At 52.5% G+C, this 20,004-nt stretch carries 17 protein-coding genes; 10 read left to right on the forward strand and 7 right to left on the reverse strand.

The features are described from left to right. Positions 1-3: 3 nt before the first annotated feature. Positions 4-1,293, forward strand: coding sequence for a 3-phosphoshikimate 1-carboxyvinyltransferase (aroA, locus tag Q4A84_RS09105; RefSeq protein ID WP_303088616.1), 1,290 nt, complete (start codon positions 4-6; stop codon positions 1,291-1,293). 80 nt (positions 1,294-1,373) lie between these two features. On the opposite strand, the gene Q4A84_RS09110 is transcribed toward aroA, so the two are convergent. Both Q4A84_RS09110 and Q4A84_RS09115 read right to left on the reverse strand, forming a co-directional pair. Next, a complete protein-coding gene (locus Q4A84_RS09110; RefSeq protein WP_303088617.1) occupies positions 1,374-1,844 on the reverse strand; it encodes a Dps family protein in 471 nt (156 codons plus the stop codon). 383 nt (positions 1,845-2,227) lie between these two features. Then, positions 2,228-3,121, reverse strand: coding sequence for a LysR family transcriptional regulator (locus Q4A84_RS09115; protein ID WP_303088618.1), 894 nt, complete (start codon positions 3,119-3,121; stop codon positions 2,228-2,230). Between the two features lie 225 nt (positions 3,122-3,346). On the opposite strand from Q4A84_RS09115, the gene Q4A84_RS09120 reads away from it, so the two are divergent. Then, positions 3,347-4,339, forward strand: coding sequence for an aldo/keto reductase (locus Q4A84_RS09120; RefSeq protein ID WP_303088619.1), 993 nt, complete (start codon positions 3,347-3,349; stop codon positions 4,337-4,339). 446 nt (positions 4,340-4,785) lie between these two features. On the opposite strand, the gene lysA is transcribed toward Q4A84_RS09120, so the two are convergent. Together lysA and Q4A84_RS09130 are read right to left on the reverse strand one after the other, a co-directional pair. Beyond that, entirely contained in the window at positions 4,786-6,006 is a 1,221-nt protein-coding gene (gene lysA / locus Q4A84_RS09125) for a diaminopimelate decarboxylase (RefSeq protein WP_303088620.1), read from the reverse strand. 2 nt (positions 6,007-6,008) lie between these two features. Next, positions 6,009-6,170 (reverse strand): lipoprotein, encoded by a 162-nt coding sequence (locus Q4A84_RS09130; protein WP_303088621.1) that lies wholly within the window; start codon positions 6,168-6,170, stop codon positions 6,009-6,011. 66 nt (positions 6,171-6,236) lie between these two features. On the opposite strand from Q4A84_RS09130, the gene cyaY reads away from it, so the two are divergent. The 3 genes from cyaY (at position 6,237) to yecR (ending at position 7,932) form a co-directional block, all read left to right on the forward strand. Then, positions 6,237-6,566, forward strand: a complete 330-nt coding sequence (cyaY, locus tag Q4A84_RS09135) for an iron donor protein CyaY (protein ID WP_303088622.1) — start codon at positions 6,237-6,239, stop codon at positions 6,564-6,566. Positions 6,567-6,626: 60 nt separating this feature from the next. Beyond that, positions 6,627-7,508, forward strand: coding sequence for a ribosome small subunit-dependent GTPase A (rsgA, locus tag Q4A84_RS09140; RefSeq protein ID WP_303088623.1), 882 nt, complete (start codon positions 6,627-6,629; stop codon positions 7,506-7,508). Positions 7,509-7,575: 67 nt separating this feature from the next. Further along, positions 7,576-7,932 (forward strand): YecR family lipoprotein, encoded by a 357-nt coding sequence (gene yecR / locus Q4A84_RS09145; RefSeq protein WP_303088624.1) that lies wholly within the window; start codon positions 7,576-7,578, stop codon positions 7,930-7,932. A 69-nt stretch (positions 7,933-8,001) separates the two neighbouring features. Here yecR and Q4A84_RS09150 read toward each other — a convergent pair whose 3' ends face one another. After that, positions 8,002-8,595: a DsrE family protein gene (locus Q4A84_RS09150; protein WP_303088625.1), complete on the reverse strand. Its 594-nt coding sequence runs from the start codon at positions 8,593-8,595 to the stop codon at positions 8,002-8,004. A 379-nt stretch (positions 8,596-8,974) separates the two neighbouring features. Here Q4A84_RS09150 and Q4A84_RS09155 point away from each other — a divergent pair, with 379 nt between their 5' ends. The 5 genes from Q4A84_RS09155 (at position 8,975) to Q4A84_RS09175 (ending at position 16,659) form a co-directional block, all read left to right on the forward strand. Further along, on the forward strand, positions 8,975-9,709 hold the full coding sequence (locus Q4A84_RS09155; protein ID WP_303088626.1) for an ABC transporter ATP-binding protein: 735 nt from the start codon (positions 8,975-8,977) through the stop codon (positions 9,707-9,709). A gap of 14 nt (positions 9,710-9,723) precedes the next feature. After that, a complete protein-coding gene (locus tag Q4A84_RS09160) occupies positions 9,724-10,596 on the forward strand; it encodes an ABC transporter substrate-binding protein (RefSeq protein WP_303088627.1) in 873 nt (290 codons plus the stop codon). Continuing rightward, positions 10,590-12,554 carry a Fe(3+)-hydroxamate ABC transporter permease FhuB gene (fhuB, locus tag Q4A84_RS09165; protein ID WP_303088628.1) on the forward strand — a complete coding sequence of 655 codons (1,965 nt, stop codon included), beginning with the start codon at positions 10,590-10,592 and terminating at the stop codon, positions 12,552-12,554. The genes Q4A84_RS09160 and fhuB overlap by 7 nt, the downstream gene beginning before the upstream one ends. A 53-nt stretch (positions 12,555-12,607) precedes the next feature. Then, positions 12,608-14,257 carry a multidrug ABC transporter permease/ATP-binding protein gene (locus Q4A84_RS09170; protein ID WP_303088629.1) on the forward strand — a complete coding sequence of 550 codons (1,650 nt, stop codon included), beginning with the start codon at positions 12,608-12,610 and terminating at the stop codon, positions 14,255-14,257. A 215-nt stretch (positions 14,258-14,472) separates the two neighbouring features. After that, positions 14,473-16,659, forward strand: coding sequence for a TonB-dependent siderophore receptor (locus tag Q4A84_RS09175; protein WP_303088630.1), 2,187 nt, complete (start codon positions 14,473-14,475; stop codon positions 16,657-16,659). Positions 16,660-16,786: 127 nt separating this feature from the next. Here the strand turns inward: Q4A84_RS09175 and ubiG are convergent, their stop codons facing one another. Next, on the reverse strand, positions 16,787-17,509 hold the full coding sequence (ubiG, locus tag Q4A84_RS09180; RefSeq protein WP_303088631.1) for a bifunctional 2-polyprenyl-6-hydroxyphenol methylase/3-demethylubiquinol 3-O-methyltransferase UbiG: 723 nt from the start codon (positions 17,507-17,509) through the stop codon (positions 16,787-16,789). A gap of 120 nt (positions 17,510-17,629) precedes the next feature. Continuing rightward, a complete protein-coding gene (locus Q4A84_RS09185; RefSeq protein ID WP_303088632.1) occupies positions 17,630-19,921 on the reverse strand; it encodes a NosD domain-containing protein in 2,292 nt (763 codons plus the stop codon). Positions 19,922-20,004 lie beyond the last annotated feature (83 nt).

The following is a 20,004-nucleotide window of genomic DNA, read 5'->3' on the forward strand; positions in this document are numbered from 1 at the left end:
GCAATGACCGATTCCATCCGCCTTCCCGCCTGTCGCCTCAAGCCTTCAAACGTAGCGCTGCCCGGTTCCAAAAGCATCAGCAACCGAACGCTGCTTCTGGCCGCTTTGTCTGACAATACCTGCACCATCAAATCCCTGTTGAAGTCCGATGATACCGACCGCATGCTCGAAGCGCTCGAAACCTTGGGCGTGAAGCTACAACGCAACGGGCAAGACTGGTTGGTGCACGGCGCTTCCGGCCAGTTTCCCGAGCGCGGCGCCGATTTGTTTTTAGGCAATGCCGGCACCGCATTTAGGCCGCTAACCGCGGTTTTGGCCGTGCTCGGCGGTGATTACCATCTGCATGGCGTGCCCCGCATGCACGAGCGGCCGATTGGCGACTTGGTCGACGCCTTGCGCATTGCCGGCGCGCAAATCGATTATTTGGGCAATCAAGGCTATCCGCCGCTGCATATCGGCGAAAGGCAGCAAGCGGGGGATCGTCTGATTCCGATTCGCAGCAACGTTTCCAGCCAATACCTGACCGCCCTTCTGATGGCTTTGCCGCTGACCGGCGAAGCGTTTGAAATCAAAGTGGCGGGCGAATTAATTTCCAAGCCGTATATCGACATCACGCTCAGATTGATGGCCAATTTCGGCGTTAAAGTAGAGCACCACGATTACCAGAGCTTCCATATTCCCGCCGACAGCCGTTACCATGCGCCCGCGGTTGTTCATGTGGAAGGTGATGCTTCCAGCGCTTCTTATTTTCTGGCTGCCGGGTTGATATCGGGTGTGCCCATACGAGTAACCGGCTTGGGTAAACATGCCATTCAGGGCGATGTGGCGTTTGCCGCCGAGTTGGAAAAAATCGGTGCCACCGTTATCTGGGGTGATGATTTCATCGAAGTCAGCCGCGCAGCCGATCAAAAAATACGGCCGTTTGATCTTGATGCCAACCATATTCCCGATGCCGCCATGACGCTCGCCATTGTTGCACTTGCCGCCGGAGAGCCATGCAGTTTGCGGAATATCGGCTCATGGCGGGTAAAAGAAACCGACCGCATCGCCGCCATGGCCAAAGAATTGCGCAAAGTCGGCGCAACCGTTACCGAAGAGGCCGATGCCATCCACATCATTCCGCCGGCAACGCTCACGCCCGAAGCCGTGATTGATACTTATGACGACCACCGCATGGCGATGTGTTTTTCGCTGGTGTCGTTGCTCGGTGTGCCCATTGTGATTAACGATCCGAAATGTACGGATAAAACCTTCCCCGGCTATTTTGACGTGTTCGCTTCATTGCGTGCATAAACAAATAGCCGTCGAAACTAAAAAGCCTGTCTGAAAATCTTTTCAGACAGGCTTTATTGTATTTTTCATCAACGGAATGCTTATTTACCCAAGATCGAGCGCAGCATCCAAGCGTTTTTCTCGTGCAGCTGCATTCTGGTGGTCAGCAAATCGCAAGTCGGCTCGTCGTTGGCGGCTTCGGCAGCGGGGAAAAGCTTGCGGCATGTGCGAACAATCACTTCCTGCCCGGTCACTAAATCTTCCAGCATCTCTTCAGCCGATTTGCGGTTGTCGCCGTCGGTAATGTCGGTTAATTCGCTGAACTCGCGGTAAGAGCCAGGAGCAAGCTGACCCAAAGCACGGATGCGTTCGGCCACTTCGTCTACGGCGGTGGAGAGCTCAGTGTATTGTGTTTCAAACATATTGTGCAGAGAGTTGAATTGAGGTCCGACCACGTTCCAGTGGTAGTTATGGGTTTTGATATACAAGCTGTATGTATCGGCCAATAATTTTGCCAAACCGGAAGCAACGGCTTGGCGTTGCTCGTCGGTCATGCCTATGTTGATTGCCATGATATTTTCCTTTGCTATGTTGAGATGAATTGAGTTCTGAAATATCAAACACTTTACTCAAGCGCTTTGCCGCATTCTACCGCCGCCGACTTGATTTGGGAATGCACCGAACATCCGCTAATCTGATACAGGCCTGCTTTGTCTTGCCGAACCGATTGATTTTGGGCCGGGAAATAAGCCGAAAAAAGGTGTTATGGCTTTATCCACCAGGGTTGTTGCAAACCCTCCAGTAAAACGGCCAAACGGATATCGTTATCCATAACTAATGGCTTGTATTAGAAAAATCAATAGCTATTTTACTTTTGATTGCTGTTTTCTGGGTCGTTTATTATATCAGGATCAGCTTTCCATTCTCACGCTGGCACGGCATGGCGATTGAGCGATTATATTTTGAGTTTGCTGATTAATGCCTTAAAAAGAGGGGAATTTTGCCTTCGGCTGGGATAATAGAGGTAATAGCCGTCATAACTTTTTGCCCATTGCTGCAAAAGCGGAACCAGTTTTCCCGCTTCAATCTCAGTTTGAAACATATCCTGCGGTACCCATGCGATGCCCAAGCCGCTGAGCAGGTAATCCTTTTGCAGATAGCCATTGTTGGTTTTGAGCTGCCCTTGCGGCTGGATGCGTACGATACGGTCTTTTTGATGAGGGTCGGTAAATTCCCAAATCATATTGCCGCCGGAGGTCGGCAAATGGTGCAATATGCAATTATGCGCCGTCAAATCATAAGGCGTTTCAGGAGTGCCGCGACTTTTCAGATAACTCGGGCTTGATACGGTGCACATTTTTAAACGCTCCGAAATCCGTATTGCAATCATGTCTTTCGCGACGTCATCGCCCAAGCGAATACCTGCATCAAATCGTTCGCTCACAATATCGACAAATCGGTTTTCCGCAAAAATTTCTAAATTGACTTCGGGATATTCATGCAAAAACTGCGTGAGCTTATCTTGTATTACATGATGAAACACATGCTCTGTGCCGTTAATGCGTAAAGTGCCGCTAACGGCATTGCGGAATAGGCTCAGCTCGTTAATTTCATGGTCGATATTCTCAAATAATGGCGTCAGGCGTTGGTAAAGCTGCTCACCCGCATCGGTTGTGGAAATGCTTCTCGTGGTGCGATGGAGCAATTTGAGATTCAAACGCTCTTCAAGCCCACGGATGCAGTGGCTCAAGGCGGATTGCGATATGCCCATCTGGGCGCCTGCTTTGGTAAAGCTGCCTGCGCGTACGACAGTCAGAAAAGCACGTAAATCATTTAAGTTGCCAAGCATAAAATTTTTTTCATTTCGTTGTTGATAGCGGTTTGCCTGGATAGAGGGTTTCATTTAGGCAAAACGGGTATGTTTGATATATGATTTTTATTCATAAGTTTAATCAGGCATTACCGTCTAATCAAGATAAATATTCTCCGATATACTGCATTTTATTGTGACATTGAAAGCAGGAAATTCAATGAAAAACATAATGTTAAATGACAATTGAGGAGTTGAAGCAAAATGCAATATGTTAAATTGGGCAATACAGGCGTGGATGTATCCAGGATTTGCTTGGGTATGATGAGTTTCGGCAAACCCGGCAGTGAAAACGGCTTGTTTCCTTGGGCTGTCGATTTCGAGCAAGCCAAGCCGTCGTTTAAACGGGCGGTAGAGTTGGGCATCAATTATTTCGATACTGCCAACATTTACCAAATGGGCACCAGTGAAGAGGTGACGGGAAAATTGATTAAGGCCTTCAATTTAAACCGCGATGAAATCGTGGTGGCGACCAAAGTTAATTTCCCCATGCGGCCTGACCGCCCGAACGGCGGCGGTTTGTCGCGCAAAAATATTCTGACTGAAATCGACCATAGTTTGCGACGTTTGCAGCTGGATTATGTCGACGTTTATCAAATTCACCGCCTTGACCACAGCACGCCGATGGAGGAAATCATGGAGGCGCTGCATGATGTGGTCAAAAGCGGTAAGGCGCGTTATATCGGGGCGAGTTCGATGTATGCGTGGGAATTTGAAAGGTTGCAGAATATCGCAGAAAAAAATGGTTGGACCAAATTTGTTTCGATGCAAAACCATTATTCGTTGATTCACCGCGAAGAAGAGCGCGAGATGTTACCGCTTTGCCAAGATCGCCGTGTTGCCGTTGTGCCGTGGTCGCCATTGGGCGGCGGTCGTCTGGCTCGTCCGTGGGGCGAGCAGACCGAGCGCAGCAAGATTGATGCGGTATCGCCTATGGTGTGGGGGAACACGGAAGCCGCCGATAAAATCGTGGTGGATAATTTGCAGAAAATCGCCGCTGCCAAAGGCGTGTCGATGGCGCAAGCGGCGCTGGCTTGGTTGTTATCCAAACCGGCGGTTACTGCCCCGATTGTGGGCACAACATCGGTTAAGCATGTCGAAGAAGCGGTTGCGGCATTGGATGTGGTGCTGACCCCTGAAGAAATTGCGGCTTTGGAAGCGCCTTACGTTCCGCATCCCGTATTGTCGGTTTTCTAGGAAGTATGGTGCAATCGTTATCAGGCAAACTCAATAGCGATTTTGACTTGGTAACGTGCCGCCAGAGGCATGGTATATTTTAGATACATTGAATGATGCGTTAAAAGCCTGTCTGAAAATAAAGCGTGTTCTCGCATCATTAATCGATTTATATTTTTTGGGCATAAAATACTCAAAATAATAATTTGTTAAGTTATATATAATCTTTTTGATTTTTTGACTTGTTTATGCTGTTTGAATTTGCTTTTCTGCGGATTTTATTGTATTTTATTCACATCGCTTTGCAAAAAGCGATTTAAAAAAACAAGTCACAAAGGATAAAGAGAAGAAGTAAGTAGGAAGAAAAGGCCGCTGGAAGGTTCCGGACGGCTTTTTTTATGGAAAAGAGATATTGATAAATGCCTGTCTGAAAAATGGTAGCGTTTTTTCAGACAGGCATTGTTTCGTTATAAACAATCTGTTTCGGCGGAGAGCAAATCGGCTATCGTTTCACGGCGGCGAACCAGTTTGGCTTGCTCGCCGCTGACCAATACTTCGGCGGCACGGCAGCGGGTATTGTAGTTGCTGGCCATGCTGGATGCGTAAGCACCAGCGCTTCGGATAACCAGCAAATCGCCTTCTTCGGCAGCAATTTCGCGGTCTTTGGCGAGAAAATCGCCGGTTTCACAGATGGGGCCTACGATGTCTGCCATGATGGACGGGATATTTTTGGCTTCGGCATTTTCGACGTGATGGTAGGCTTGGTAAAGCGCAGGACGCATCAGGTCGTTCATGGCGGCGTCGACGATGACGAAGTTTTTTTCTTCACCGTGTTTGATGAATTCGACACGCGTCAACAAGGCGCCTGCATTGCCGACCAAGCTGCGGCCGGGCTCAAGCACGAGTTTCAGTTTGCGCTCGCCCCAGAGTCGTGCAACCGCTTCGGCATAGGCGGTAAGATCGGGCGGGCTTTCGTTTTGGTATACGATGCCGGCGCCGCCGCCCAAATCGGCATGTTGCAGCTCAATGCCTTGAGCTGCCAGCTTGTCGACCAACAGTAAAAGGCGCTCGCAGGCTTCAATCAGCGGGTCGATTTTGACGAGCTGCGAGCCGATGTGGCAATCGATGCCTGTAATGTCGAGATGGGGTAAAGATGCGGCGTAGTGGTAAGCGGCTTCGGCTTCGCTCATGGCGATGCCGAATTTATTGCTTTTCAGGCCGGTGGAGATATAGGGGTGGGTTTGTGCGTTGACATCGGGATTAATGCGTAGCGAAACCGGGGCTTTTTTCGCCATCGTGCCGGCGATTCGGTTGATGCGGTCAAGCTCGGGCAGAGATTCGATGTTGAAGCATTTGACTCCGGCTTCCAGCGCATAACGGATTTCGGCTTCGCTTTTGCCGACGCCGGAAAAAATGGTTTTTCCTGCATCGCCTCCGGCAGCCAGCACGCGTGCCAGCTCGCCGCCGGAAACGATGTCGAAGCCGCATCCGGCCGCGGCAAAATGACGCAGAATGCTTAAGTTGCTGTTGGCTTTCAAGGCATAGCAGATGAGCGGGTCAAGTTTGGCAAACGCGTTGCGATAGGTTTGTAGTGCATCATCCAGCGCCGTTTGGCTGTATACATAGAGCGGTGTGCCGAATTGCTCGGCCAGCTCGCGGTATGTCAGGCTTTCACATTTGAGTGACATCGTTATTCCATTCGGGTGGTGGGTTCTTTCGATTCAAATTGCAAGCCGCTTTGCACGGGGCCGAATTTGGCTTTGTCGTTTTCTTTGGGCAGGTAGAGATCGCCTTTATAGCCGCAGGCGCTCAGCAAGGCGAGCAGGGCGGCGGCGGAGAGCAGTTTTTTCATGGCATTTTGGCCTTATATATGGCAAGATTCGGTATCTTAAACAAAAATCAAGCTACACACAAAACAATGATGACCGAAAGTGAATTTTTACAGCATTCCGACCGGCTTTTTGCTTATATCGAAGATCAGATTGATGAGGCGGGTTGGGATTTCGATTGCCGCCTCAGCGGCAATGTGCTGACTATTGAGGCCGACGATGGTACGCAGATCATCGTGAACCGACACACGCCGAATCAAGAATTGTGGATAGCCGCCAAAAGCGGCGGTTATCATTTTTCGCATCAAAACGGCGCTTGGCTGGCCACGCGCGACGGCAGCGAATTTTTTGCCGTGCTGAACGAAGCGCTTAGCGCGGCCTCGGGCGAAGCGGTAGCCATTCAACCGTTTGCCGCTTAAAACACAATGCCTGTCTGAAATTTTCAGACAGGCATTGTGTTTCTTGTATGCTGAATCTTTATGACTGAAACCGCCCAGATTATTGCCAGTTACGGCCGCCGTTATGTTGTTCGCACCGATAACGGCGCTGTTTATGATGCCACCACGCGCAAAAAGCGGGTGGATTTTGCCTGCGGCGATTGGGTGCGCGTCACGCCGCAAAATGCCGAGCAGGTGGTTATCGAAGATTATCTGCCGCGGCAGAGCCTGCTTTATCGGCAGGACGCATGGAAAACCAAGCTGATTGCCGCCAATGTTACCCGCCTTTTGATTGTTCTGGCCGCCGTTCCGTCGCCTAACGAAGGCCTGTTGCAGCGTGCTTTGCTGGCGGCCGAAGCGGGCGGCATTGAGCCGGTAATTGTGTTGAATAAAGCCGATTTGCCGGAAACAGGTTTATGGCGCGAGAAACTGGGCTTTTATGAAACGCTGGGCTACGCCGTTTATCCGGTTTGTGCGTTGGAAAACGCGGATGTTCTGAGCCCTGTGTTGCAGGGGCAGACGTCGATTTTCCTCGGTCAGTCGGGCATGGGGAAATCGACCTTAACCAATGCCTTGCTGGGGCGCGACGTTGCCCGCACCGGCGATATTTCTGCGGCGCTGGATTCCGGCAAACATACTACCACGCATGCGCGGCTGTATGATTTGGATGCGCAAAGCAAACTAATCGATTCGCCGGGCTTGCAGGAATTCGGTTTGGCTCAGCTTGAGATACCCGATTTGCTACATTATTTTCCCGAAATGCGTCATTTGAGCGGGCAATGCCGTTTCCATAACTGCACGCACCGCCAAGAGCCAGGCTGCGCCGTAAAATCTGCCGTTGAAAGCGGGCAAATCCGTGCCGAGCGTTTGGCATTTTTACAGCGGATTACCGATGAATTGGCGCGGTATCGGCAGAGAAATTAACCGATGAAGCTAAGATAAGGCCGCCGTTATGGCGGCTTGTTATTAACGAATAGGCCTGTCTGAAAATATGAAAATCCGTAAATGCTTGCCCTTGTTTATGCTTCTTATTGCTGCCTGCACCCGCCCGGCATCGCCCGTGCAATGGCAATACAACGGCGGTGATGCGAAGAAAGGCATTGTTTATTTGTCTTACGACCATGCCGAATATCATGATGTTCGCGCCGGAGAAGCCAAGCCGCTGCTGATGGCCGATAAGCGCTGCCGCCAGCTCGGTTTTGCCAAGGCCGCCCGCGTGCAGGGCGCCCGGAGCGAATGTGTGCGTACGGGCGGTTTAATCGGCACCTGCTCGGTTACTCGTACCACTTATGAATATTTATGCGGCGAATATCCGGCGGACAGGGTTAAAAAAAGCGGCAAAAAATGATGTTGAGTGTATCGGATTGAAAAAAGCCTGTCTGAAGTTTTTCAGACAGGCTTTTTGCTTTCAAGTCAATTAGGGTTTCAGATAAACATATCCTTCTTGTTCCTTGCGTACCAATTCGGTTACGCCTGCCGGCACAATTTCGATAAATTGAGGAATGCTGGTTGGCTTGATATTCAAACCGGTAAGCGAATTGTGGCAAACCGCAAATTTAACGTTGTGGTTTTTCGAGAGGTTTTCAATGCGTTGCAATACCGGTTCGGCAGAAGGCTTGCTGCCGGATGAGAACAGGCCGGTTATGAAATGGTAAGCGGCTTTCAGGTATTGGGAAAAGCTTTGCAGCTCTGGTTTTTCGGTGCTGACGCGGTTGGGTGCGGTGCCGTTGAGCACCATTTCCACTTCGGCCGTTTCGCCGGGCTTCAGCGATTTGAACAGGTTGTCGACATTGCCCAATGCGCCGTCGAGCTTGTCTTGCTCGTTAACGTGAACCAAAACTTTCAGCGGTTCCTGCGCCTTAGTCTGTGCGGCGGCGGCTTTGGCGGCGACGGGTTGTTTGGAATCTGGCTGGGAAATATGAGCCGCGGATGTTGAGGTGTTCGCTTGGGCGCCTAACGGCAGAGCCAGCAATAAGGCGGTAAGCAAGGAAGCGTATTTATTGTTAATCATGTTTTTTATCCTAAGTTAATCGATTTTTTGATTATTTCGACTAAAATAAGTTCAGTGTCGATATGATTAAATAAACGGCGCTTTTCGTAAAAATGCTATGCCTGTCTGTAAATCATTTTCAGGCAGGCATGGTGTTTATCGGAGAACACGCACCCTTATCGCATGATGCTTGTGCCTAATAATGATAATAATTATAATCCGGTCGCGATTTTAAACGATTCAATAACTTATTCTTTCTCACTGATTGCGCAACCAGGCTGTTTGAAACCCTCTGCGTTGAAGCCGGAGCTTGTGTTGAGTTGCGTGATGCCGCTTTTTTGATTTTGAAATCCCTCTATATCCTAGCTTTATGTTTCGATTAAACAATATTTCTTTTTCCGTGCCCGGCCGAACTCTGCTGGAAGGCATTGATTTGCATTTCGAACCCAACAAAGTGTATGGCCTCATCGGGCATAACGGTTCGGGCAAGTCCACCTTGCTCAAACTGCTTACCCGCCAGCAGGCACCTTCGGGTGGCACGCTGACCTTAAACAGCGAGCCGGTTTCCGATTATTCCGCCCGCGAATACGCCAAACAAGTCGCCTATCTGCCGCAACACCTGCCCGCCGCCACGGCGCTGACGGCGCACGAGTTGGTGGCGATGGGGCGCTATGCTTGGAGCGGGCTGCTGGGGCGGGGCGGTGATGCCGACCGCAAAGCGATTGAAGAGGCGTTTGCGCTGACCCATACCGAACGGTTTGCCCACCAGATTGTCGATACCCTTTCCGGCGGGGAGCGTTCGCGCATCTGGCTGGCGATGTGCTTGGCGCAGCAAAGCCGTTTTTTATTGCTGGACGAACCGTTGGCCGCACTGGACATCGCCCACCAATTGGAAGTGATGGCGCTGGTGCAGAGCCTGTCGCGCCGCTTGAATCTGGGTGTGATTATCGTGATTCACGACATCAATCTGGCCGCGCAATATTGCGATGAACTGATTGCGTTGAAACAGGGGCGGTTGTTGAAGCAAGGAAAACCGGCGGCGATTATGACTTCAGAAGTGCTGAAAGACATCTACAGTGTTCAAATGAGCATTATCGCCCACCCGCACAACGGCCGGCCGGTGGCATTGCCATGAGCGGGAGCAGAACGATGAAGCGTTTTGCAAAGCGGTCGGTGGCGCTGTTGTTACTGCTGGCTGTGTCCGTTGCCCAAGCCGCGCCGCGTATCGCCACCACTGATTGGTCGGTTGCCGAAACGCTGGCCGCCATGCAGCGGCCGCCGGTAAGCGTGGGTGATAAACGTGCTTATGGCGATTGGGTCGGCGAACCGTCGTTGCCGGCGCAAACGCTGGATGCGGGCTTGCGTTTTCAGCCCAATTTGGAGCGGCTGCGCCAAATCAGGCCGGATATGTTCGTACAATCTTCTTGGTTTAGCCATTTGAAGCCGCAGTTTGAGCGCATCGCCCCCGTTCACGAAATCAATTTCGGTGCGCCGCAAGGCATCGACTACGACCATACGGTATCTGCCACCCGCCAGCTCAGCAAAGTGGTTAAAGCCGAAGCGGAGGCGGAAAACTTGATTGCCGAAACCGAGCGGCAGCTGGCGCAATACCGCGCCCGATTGGCGCCGTTAAGCCGGCAGCCGCTGGCCGTGGTGCAGTTTGCCGATGCGCGCCATCTGCGGATTTACGGGCGCACCTCGATGTATCAGGCGGTGCTGGATAAGCTCGGTTTGCGCAATGCTTGGCAAGGCACTTCCAATGAATGGGGTTTCGCTAATATTACGCTGCCGGATTTGGCCAAGCTGCCGCCCGGCACCTTGCTGGTTATCGTGAAGCCTTATCCGCCCAACGTGCCTTTGATTTTGGAGAAAAGTGCGTTATGGCAGCGGCTGCCGTTTGCCCAAGCCGAAAACCGCCGTATTCTGCCGCCGGTAGCCAATTACGGCGCTTTGCCGTCGATGCGGCATTTTGCCCGCGAGTTGGCGGAAAAACGGTTGTCTGAAAAGGAGGGCGCATGGTAAAGGCTTTTCAAACGCCTGCAATGGTTTTGCTTGTGTTGCTGGCGGGCTGCCTATTCAGCAGCGGATGGATTGTGCATCTGCAATGGACGCAGCCTTGGGCTCAGCTGTTTGCCGCACCTGCTTCGTTGCCGTTAGATGCGTTGATGGTGCAACAAAATACGCTGCCGCGTATGGCGATGGCGTTGCTGGCGGGCGGTAGTTTGGCTGTGGCGACGATGTTGATGCAGCAGGTTATGCGCAATCCCTTGGCTTCCGATAGTACGTTGGCGGTCAGCGGTGGCGCCCAGCTGGCTTTGCTGTTGGTTGCGGTGTTTTTCCCGGCTTTGCAGATTCACGGTACGACGGCGGTCGGCTTTATCGGTGCGGCTGCGGCCTTGGCCGCCGTGCTGGCGCTGTCGGCGCGGCGGGAGATGATGCCGTTGACCGTGGTGTTGGCCGGATTGGTGATGAGCTTGTATCTCGGCTCAATCAATTACATGATTACCTTGTTTTATTCGGAAGAATCGCGCGGGCTGATATTGTGGGGCAGCGGCTCGCTGGTGCAGGATAGTTGGCACGATAGTCTGCAATTGTCGGGGCTGGTTGTGTTGGCGGCGGTTGTGATTGGTGTTTTGGTTAAACCGCTGAATATCATGAGCTTGAGCGATACGCAGGCCGCATCGCTTGGTATTCCGGTGAAAACCGTTCGGTTGACGGCGCTGGCGGCGGCTGCGTTGTTGAGCGCCGGTGTGGTCAGTATGGTCGGAATGATGGGATTTGTCGGGCTGGCAGGTGCTACGGCGGTGCGGCAGGCCGGCATTCGTACGCTGACGGCGCGTTTGCTGGCGTCGTTTGCCGTTGGCGGCATGATGTTGCTGCTGACCGATAACGGGTTGGTGTTGCTCAATCATTATCGCGGTATCGATTTGTCTGCCGGGGCGTTGACCGCGTTAATCGGTGCGCCGCTGCTTTTGTGGCTGATGGCGAGAATGCCTTCTCGAGCGGTGGTTCAGGTGGGCGAAAGCAGGCCGTTGGCGGCTTTGGCTGTTTCTTCTTGGTTGCGGCGTTTGCCTTATTTGCTGTTGCCGGTTTTGTTTCTTGCTTTGACTGCGGGGCATAACGATCAGGGTTGGCATCTGACGTTTGACCGTGAAATCTGGGGCTTTCGCTATCCGCGTCTGCTGCTGGCGGCGGGATGCGGCATGATGCTTTCTACGGTGGGTGTGTTGTTGCAGCGGCTGGCGCAAAATCCGATGGCCAGTCCTGAATTACTGGGCATCAGCCCGGGTACGGCGCTGGGTGCGATGACGGCGGTAATGATATTCGGCGTCACTTCGGGCAGCGCGTTATTCTGGTTGAGCGGCGGGGCAGCGGCATTGTTTACTTTGGGTTTGATGATGTGGTTCAACCGCAAAAACGGCTTGCAACCTGAGAAAGTGTTGCTAACCGGCATGGCGCTGGCGGCCTTGAGCGATGCGGCTATTCGCACTTGGATGGCGCTGGGCGACTACCGTACGCAGCAATTATTAATCTGGCTTTCCGGTTCTACTTACCACACCACGCCGGTTTTGTCGTGGGGCGTTATGACGGCGGCAGTGTTGTTGCTCGTGGCGGTATGGCCTCTGCATTCATGGCTGGCTTTGCTGAGCTTGGATAGTGTTGTCGCTCAATCAGTGGGTGTGAACGTGAAACGGGCGCGGCTGGTGCTGATTTTATTCAGCGCGGTTATGACTACCGCAGCCACTTTGATGGTCGGGCCGCTGAGCTTCGTCGGTTTGCTTGCACCGCATCTGGCCGCCATGCTGGGCGCTCGCTTGCCAAGGCAGCAGCTGCTGTATGCTGCACTGGTGGGCGCTACGATTATGGTATTGGCCGATTGGCTGGGCCGGCAGTTGATGTTTCCGTATGAAATCCCCGCCGGTTTGATGGCAACTTTGTTGGGCGGTGCTTATTTCATGACTTTGGTGCGCAAGATGTAATGCCTGTCTGAAAAGCCGTTTGTGTTTATAACCTAAGCTACGTTTGGACAAACATGTCTATCCTCCAAATTATTTACCGCGAACACCGCCGCCCGTTTTTGCTGATGTTTGCGCTGACCTTGCTTTCCGGCGCGTTGGGCATCGGCGTGTTGGCTTACATCAACAGCCGTTTACTGCATAGCGGCGGCGCAGATGCAGAGGCGGCTTTGTGGCAGTTCGGCTTGTTGGTACTGTTTTACTTTGTTGCCGCCACTTTCGCTCAAATCAAGCTGGCGCAGATCGGGCATAACTTCCTTTATACGATGCAAACGCGCCTGGTCAAACAAATCATGGACGCGGGCATCGAGCAAATCCAGCAGGCGGGCAAAGCCAAAATTTTGGCCGCGTTGTCGAACGACATCCGCACGTTGTCGATTTCGTTTGCGCGTTTGCCCGAGCTGGTTCAGGGGATTTTGTTTGCCACTGCGTGCAGCCTTTATCTCATTTGGCTGTCGCCTGGGTTGTTTGCAGTAACCGCTTTGATGCTGGTGCTGATGATTGCGGTCAGCCATGCGATTGTGAAGCTGCATTACCGCTATTTTCGCCGCATGCGCCATGCGGAAGACGAGCTCTACCGCCATTACGAAACCGCGCTTGATGGCCATAAAGAGCTGACGCTCAACCGTTACCGGGCCGAGCGCTTCTTCCGCGATGAGTTCACTAGTGAAGCCGCTAACAAGCGCGATTTTCACGTTCAGGCCGATGCTTACCATCTGACCGCCGTCAATTGGGGCAACAGCATTATGCTTGCTGCGGTGGGCGTGATTTTTTACCTTGCCGTTTATCACGATTGGGCGAGCCTTTCCGATGCCGCCACCGTCAGTATGACCGTTTTGTTTATGCGCGGCCCGCTGACTTCCGCCATCGGCGCCTTTCCGGTGATTTTGCAAAGCCAAGTCGCATTGCAGGCTTTGGCGCAACTCGGTTTGCCCGAGCATCGGGCCGATTTTCACGATGCAGGGCAAATACCGCAGGCATGGCAGCAAATCCGGTTGGAAAACGTGAGTTACCATTATCCTGCGCAGGGCGGGCAGGTTTTCGCGCTTGAACCGTTGAATCTGACCCTCAAACGCGGTGAAACCGTTTTTCTTATCGGCGCCAACGGCTCCGGCAAGTCGACTTTGTCGATGGTGCTGGCCGGCCTTTATCGCCCGTCGTCCGGCAAAATCTATGTTGACGACACGGAAATTACCGATGCCAACCGCAGCGCCTATCGCCAGCTTTTCGCCAGTGTATTTACCGATTTCCATTTGTTCGGGCAGCTTACAGATGGCATGGGACAAGATGTTGCAGAGGGATTGATTGCCGATTGGCTGGAACACTTGCAGCTTAGCGACAAAGCCAAAATCGAAACCGGCCGTATTTTGAACAGCAAACTTTCGCAGGGCCAAAGAAAGCGTCTTGCCCTGTTGGCTGCGGCACTCGAACAACGCAGCATTTTGATTCTCGACGAATGGGTGGCCGACCAAGATCCGCAGTTTCGCCGCATATTCTACGAGCGCCTGTTGCCGCTATTGCAGCAAAGCGGCTATACCGTTTTTGCCATCAGCCACGACGACAAATATTTCAATCATGCTGAAAGAATATTATCGATGAAGCAAGGCGTATTGAGCGAGCACGATGCACAGGAAGCCGTGCGGGTGGCAGATGAGCATAGTCGATAAACTATTACCTGTGAAATAGTAAATAGAAATAAAAATCTATATCATTTAAACAACAAAAAAAGAAAATTAAGCTATTTTATGTTGTAAATTTTGCATAAAAAAACAAAAATTATTAAAGAAAACATATAATTCAAATCTTGTAGCTAAGGCTGTCTGAAAATGTTTCAGCATAATTCAGACAGCCTTTCATATAAACCAATCAGAGAGAAAGCATAATGAATAAAAACACATCGTTCTTTACCCGCAGCCTGTTGGCTATCGCGGTTCTGGGTGCATACACGCAAGGTTTTGCCGCAGAGGAAACCGCAACACAAAACATTGAGCCAACCGAAGTGGAAACTGTAACCGTTAATGCCAGTGCCGATGCGTCCAAGGGCGGTTTGCAGGCGGCTTATCCGGGCGGGCAGGTAGCCAAAGGCGCCCGAGTGGGCGTGCTCGGCAATAAAACCACTTTGGAAACCCCGTTTTCCACCACGGCCTACACCAGCAAACTGGTGCAAGACAAACATGCCCGCACGGTAGGCGACGTATTGCAAAATGACCCGACCGTGCGCGTTGCCCGCGGTTTCGGCAACTTTCAAGAAGCGTATTTCATCCGCGGCTTTGTTACCGGCTCAGACGACACCATGTATAACGGCCTTTACGGCATCTTGCCGCGCCAAACGATTGCCACCGAGCCTTTCGAGCGGGTGGAAATCCAGCGCGGTGCTTCGACGTTTCTCAACGGCATGGCTCCCGGCGGTGGTGCGCTGGGCGGCACGGTCAATCTGTTGCCCAAGCGTGCGCCTAACGAGCCTTTGACCCGAATCAGTGCGGGTTACGGCGCGGGTACGCGCGGCAATCTGTCGACCGATGTTGCGCGCCGTTTCGGCGCCGAGCAGCAATTCGGTGTACGCGTGAACGCCGCCCATCACAACGGTCATACCGCGGTGCATGACGAGCGTGCCAAGCTCAGCTTGTTTAACGTCGGTTTGGATTGGCGCGGCGAAAAAGCCCGCGTGTCTGCCGATGTGGGTTGGCAGGATAACAGGCTGAAAGCGACGCGCACCAATGTTGCTCTTAACGGTACTACCGCGGTTCCGGCTGCTCCGTCCGGTTCGGCCAACTGGGCACAGCCGTGGTCTTATTCCAACGAACGTGATTTCTACGGCACTTTGCGCGGCGAATATGATTTCAATGATAACCTAACGGCTTATGCCGCTTACGGCATGCGCGACGGCAAAGAAAAAAACCGCTTGGCTAACGTGACGGTTAGCAATGCCGCCGGCGATGCGACTTTCTACCGTTGGGATAATGCCCGTCGCGACCAAATCCATACCGGTGAAATCGGTTTGCGCGGTAAGTTCGCCACCGGCGCGGTGCAGCACGAATGGGGCACGGCAGCCAACCATTTCCATAAAAACACTAAAAATGCCTACACTTATGACCTTTCAAACTCATTCAATACAAATATCTACACCCCGGTTTATTATGCCTTGCCTGCATGGTCGTCGGGAGCGAATGCCACGGGTAATATGAACCATCCGGCTCTTACCGATAAAACCCGTATGACCAGCGTTGCGCTGTATGATACGTTGTCTGCATTTGATAAACGTTTGCTGTTGACTCTGGGAGCCCGTTGGCAGAAAGTAAGAAGCGCCAGCCTGACGCGGAATACCGAATATTCGCAAAGCCGCTGGAGCCCGAGCGTTGCCGCGGTTTACCGGATTACGCCGCAATTGTCGGTTTATGGTAACTATATCGAGGGTTTGAGCGAGGGTTCTAAAGCGCCGGTCGGCACAGCTAATGCCGGGCAGATGCTGGAACCTTTCGTTACCAAACAAAAAGAAGCCGGTTTGAAATATGAAGGTGAGCGCTTTGGTGCGGGAGCTGCTTTGTTTAGCGTGGATAAACCGCGCAACGCTGGTACAGGCAGCGATAATGTGTTTAGAACAGAGGGCAAAGACCGGCATAACGGTTTGGAATTGACTGCTTACGGCGAAGTTTCCAAAGGCCTGCGTTTGCTGGGCGGCCTGACCTTCCTTGATGCCAAGCAAAAATCCACCGGTTCGGCCGATACACAAGGCAAGCGTACGATTGGGGTGCCTAAAACTCAAGCCAATATCGGCGTGGAGTGGGAATTGCCTCAAGTGCAAGGTTTGGCATTTGATACTCGTATGGTTTATACCGGTTCGAGTTATGCCGATGACACCAACACGCTTAAAGTCGGCGGTTGGACGCGCTTTGATGTCGGCGCCCGTTACCGCATGAACATCAAAGGCCATGAAGCGACTTTCCGCGCGCGCGTGGATAATCTGACCAACAAGAAATACTGGGCTTCCGCCGGCGGTTATCCCGGTTACGGTTATCTGAACGCCGCCGCACCGCGCAGTGTTTCCCTCTCTGCTACGTTTGATTTCTAAGGCTTTTGATTTCTAAGGCTTTTAATAAGGTAAAAGGAAGCGTTTGAATGCGCTTCTTGCTGCAATAAGCAAAAAGATAAATGCCTGTCTGAAATAGGTTTTCAGACAGGCATTTTGGTTTTCGCGGTTATACCGGGCGGCAGGCAATCATGTAATTGACGGCGGTATTATTGTTGAGGGAATAGACTTTGGTTAACGGGTTATAACCCATGCCGGCGGTGTCGGTTACGTCTAATCCGGCTTGGCGGCACATGCGAGCAAGCTCTGAGGGGGTGATGAATTTTTGCCAGTCGTGGGTGCCTTTGGGTACTAAATTCAGAATATATTCGGCGCCGAGAATGGCGTGAATATAAGATTTCGGGTTGCGGTTGATGGTGGAAAAAAAGACCGTGCCGCCGGGCTTGGCCAGCTTGGCACACGCGCGGATGATTGAGGCGGGGTCGGGCACATGCTCCATCATTTCCATACAGGTAACCACATCGTAAGCGTGCGGGTTTTCTACGGCGAGATCTTCCACGCTGATGCAGCGGTAGTGCACGTTGCCGATACCGCTTTCCAGCGCGTGCAGCTCGGCAGTTTTGAGCGATTTTTCCGCCAAATCGATGCCGGTTACCGATGCTGCGCCGATTTTGGCCATGCTTTCGGAAAGAATGCCGCCGCCGCAGCCGACGTCCAAAATGGTTTTTCCGGCAAGCTGCCCGATGCGGTCGATATAACCTAAGCGTAAGGGGTTGATATCGTGCAGCGGTTTGAATTCGCCGGCAGTATCCCACCATTTGTGGGCGATGCGGCTGAATTTGTCGATTTCGGTGTCGTCTACATTGCGCTCTGGTTGGGTTGGCTGGTTCATGGCGGGTTCTCATCAAAACGGGTGGTTCGGAATACGGTATTTTAACCCAGATTGGGGCTTTGGTTAGACAATGCCTGTCTGAAAACGGATTTTCAGACAGGCATTTTACAGAATCGGAGATTATTTGAAATCGCCGGCATTCAGTTTGGCACCGTTGCTTAAGGTGGCAAACTGTATCGGCGAGAAAGCGGTTCCGGCACCGTCGGCATCGTAATAAAGGGCGTTGCCTTTCTGGATGACGCGGCTGGCGCGGGTTTCCGAACCGGCGTGCACAAACCAGACCGAAGGTGGAACAGAGCCGGTTAGCGCGGCATCCATATGGATTTTGTCGCCTTCGGCCGCATTGAAGTCGGTAATGTTATCCACATTGCCCGTTTCGTTCAGAATGCTTTGGAACACAAAGGTATCGGCACCGCTGCCGCCGGTCAGGGTGTCGTTGCCGTAACCGCCGTTGAGTGTATCGTTGCCGGCGCCGCCGTTGAGCACGTTGGCCTTGATGTTGCCGTTGAGCGTATCGTTGCCGGCACCGCCGTTGCCATTGGCAGGTTGGTTGCCCATCAGGTTGAGCATGTTTTCGTTGCTGGCCAAGGTGTAGCTGCGGATGCTGTAAACAACGCTGCCGTTGCGGAAAATCCCGCCGTTTTCGGCTTGGGCGCCGTTGAGTTTCTGGCCGCCGTTGACGGTGGCTCTGCCGTTTTCGTGCTTACGCACGAGTTCGCTGAAGTTGCTGCCTTGGGTGCCGAGTACGATGTTGTTTTTAAACAAGAGACCGATGATGTTGCCGATGATGTGACGGGTAGGGAAGTCGTATTGACCGTCGGCGCTTTTTTGGTTCCAGCCTTTTGATGTGTCTGCGCCGAAATAGAACGCGGGCGCGGCGGTGAAAATAGGCGCGATAACGTTGCCGCTGATAACGACTTTGCGGGTGCTGCCGTTGCCGCCGTTGTAGTGTACGGGCAGGTTGGCTGCGTAAGCCGCACGCTCTCCGGCCGACGATGATTTATCCCAAATGGCTTCTAAACCGAAGGCGCTGCCTTTGGCCGGGCCGGAAACGATATTGTTGCTGATGGTGTTGCCGCTGGCGTCGGAGCCGGCGTAAATCAACCATTTGCCGGGCTCGTATTTGCCGTCGGGTTTTTCCGCGTCAAGGCGGTTGCGGGTGATGGTGTTGCCGTTACTGCCTTGCACGGCCAGCACCAGCGACTGTCCGATAAAGCGGGTGCTGGTGATGGTGTTGCCGGAAACGGTGTTGTTATCGGCGTTGTAACCGAGCAAAACAGCGGCGGAGAGGGCGTCGGTTAACAGATTATTTTTGATGCCGACGTTGAATACGTTGTTTTGCAGAGAAATATTTCGGGTGTTGTTGGTAATGTAGTTGCCGCTGATTTCGCTGTTGCCGCTCACTTCGTTAAAGCCTATGCCATAGCGGCCACCGTTGATGTAATTGCCGCGAATGATGATGTTGGCGGCTTTGGCATTGGGATTGGTTTCGGCAACTTTGCCGTTGCCTTTGGCGTAAAGGCTCCAGCGCCCCATATCTTGGCCGGAAGGAATGTCGTGTGCGGCGGCGGCGTAAAGTTTCCGTTGGAAGCGGGTTTTTCCTTTGGCAGGTACGGGGTAGCCGCCAACATAAATAGCCGCGCCTCCGCTGCCGCGTTCCATTTTGCCTCCGGGCAGCAGAATCCGGTTGTTGAGTACGGCAACGTTCGACGTGCTCAATTGAGTGGTCGGGTTGGAGACGCCGGTAACGGAAATGGCGGCTTTGTCGTTTTCGCCTGCGCCGTAGATGGTGTTGCCGCTGATGGTGGTGTTTTGCGTTCCTTGCGCCAGAATGGCGGTAATGGGGCGGCCGTTCATATTGATGACCAAACCGTTGATGGTGGAATTTTGGGAGCCGGTTTCAAATTTCACTGTCGACTCTGCCACGCTGGGGTTGGTCATGATGGTGCTGCCGTTTCCGTGCAGATATTTTACGCCGCGCAATACTTTGATTTGCTTGGCGCCGGTATAGGTTTGGTTGGAATCCATTTCAACGCCTAAGCCGGCTTTTTTAGCCGACAGCATGGCTTGGTTGACCGCGGCCGAAATTTCGCCGTTGCCGTTGTAGAACGCAGCGACAGGCACATAACCGGCTTTGGCAAAATAAGCGCTCCAGCCGGGCAGCCCGATGGCCGTATCTCCGCCCGAGTCGCGCTGAAACAAGGCGTGGTGTTCGCCGTCGCTGATGATGAGATAGCGTAAGGCGGCATCCTGCGCCGTTTGGCGTGCTTCGTTTAAGTTGGCAACGATTTTATAGCGCTGCCCTTTGGGAATATGATGTTCGGCAAATGCTTGAGCGGATGTTGCCGATAGGTTGGCAACGGCGGCGTTGGCATGGAAAGAAAAATCTACAGGGAGTGCGATGGGAATCATGCGGTTGTCTTTAATATCTCAAACTGAATGATAAGTTTATTATGTAAGGCTTTTTCTGGCGTGCGGATTTTTTAGGAAAATCG

The organism is Neisseria sp. (assembly GCF_030527965.1).
GTDB lineage: Bacteria > Pseudomonadota > Gammaproteobacteria > Burkholderiales > Neisseriaceae > Neisseria.

Coding starts and splice junctions, on each gene's coding strand:
- aroA (WP_303088616.1), top strand. CDS start 4: ATGACCGATTCCATCCGCCTTCCCGCCTGTCGCCTCAAGCCTTCAAAC.
- Q4A84_RS09110 (WP_303088617.1), bottom strand. CDS start 1,844: ATGGCAATCAACATAGGCATGACCGACGAGCAACGCCAAGCCGTTGCT.
- Q4A84_RS09115 (WP_303088618.1), bottom strand. CDS start 3,121: ATGCTTGGCAACTTAAATGATTTACGTGCTTTTCTGACTGTCGTACGC.
- Q4A84_RS09120 (WP_303088619.1), top strand. CDS start 3,347: ATGCAATATGTTAAATTGGGCAATACAGGCGTGGATGTATCCAGGATT.
- lysA (WP_303088620.1), bottom strand. CDS start 6,006: ATGTCACTCAAATGTGAAAGCCTGACATACCGCGAGCTGGCCGAGCAA.
- Q4A84_RS09130 (WP_303088621.1), bottom strand. CDS start 6,170: ATGAAAAAACTGCTCTCCGCCGCCGCCCTGCTCGCCTTGCTGAGCGCC.
- cyaY (WP_303088622.1), top strand. CDS start 6,237: ATGATGACCGAAAGTGAATTTTTACAGCATTCCGACCGGCTTTTTGCT.
- rsgA (WP_303088623.1), top strand. CDS start 6,627: ATGACTGAAACCGCCCAGATTATTGCCAGTTACGGCCGCCGTTATGTT.
- yecR (WP_303088624.1), top strand. CDS start 7,576: ATGAAAATCCGTAAATGCTTGCCCTTGTTTATGCTTCTTATTGCTGCC.
- Q4A84_RS09150 (WP_303088625.1), bottom strand. CDS start 8,595: ATGATTAACAATAAATACGCTTCCTTGCTTACCGCCTTATTGCTGGCT.
- Q4A84_RS09160 (WP_303088627.1), top strand. CDS start 9,724: ATGAAGCGTTTTGCAAAGCGGTCGGTGGCGCTGTTGTTACTGCTGGCT.
- fhuB (WP_303088628.1), top strand. CDS start 10,590: ATGGTAAAGGCTTTTCAAACGCCTGCAATGGTTTTGCTTGTGTTGCTG.
- Q4A84_RS09170 (WP_303088629.1), top strand. CDS start 12,608: ATGTCTATCCTCCAAATTATTTACCGCGAACACCGCCGCCCGTTTTTG.
- Q4A84_RS09175 (WP_303088630.1), top strand. CDS start 14,473: ATGAATAAAAACACATCGTTCTTTACCCGCAGCCTGTTGGCTATCGCG.
- ubiG (WP_303088631.1), bottom strand. CDS start 17,509: ATGAACCAGCCAACCCAACCAGAGCGCAATGTAGACGACACCGAAATC.
- Q4A84_RS09185 (WP_303088632.1), bottom strand. CDS start 19,921: ATGATTCCCATCGCACTCCCTGTAGATTTTTCTTTCCATGCCAACGCC.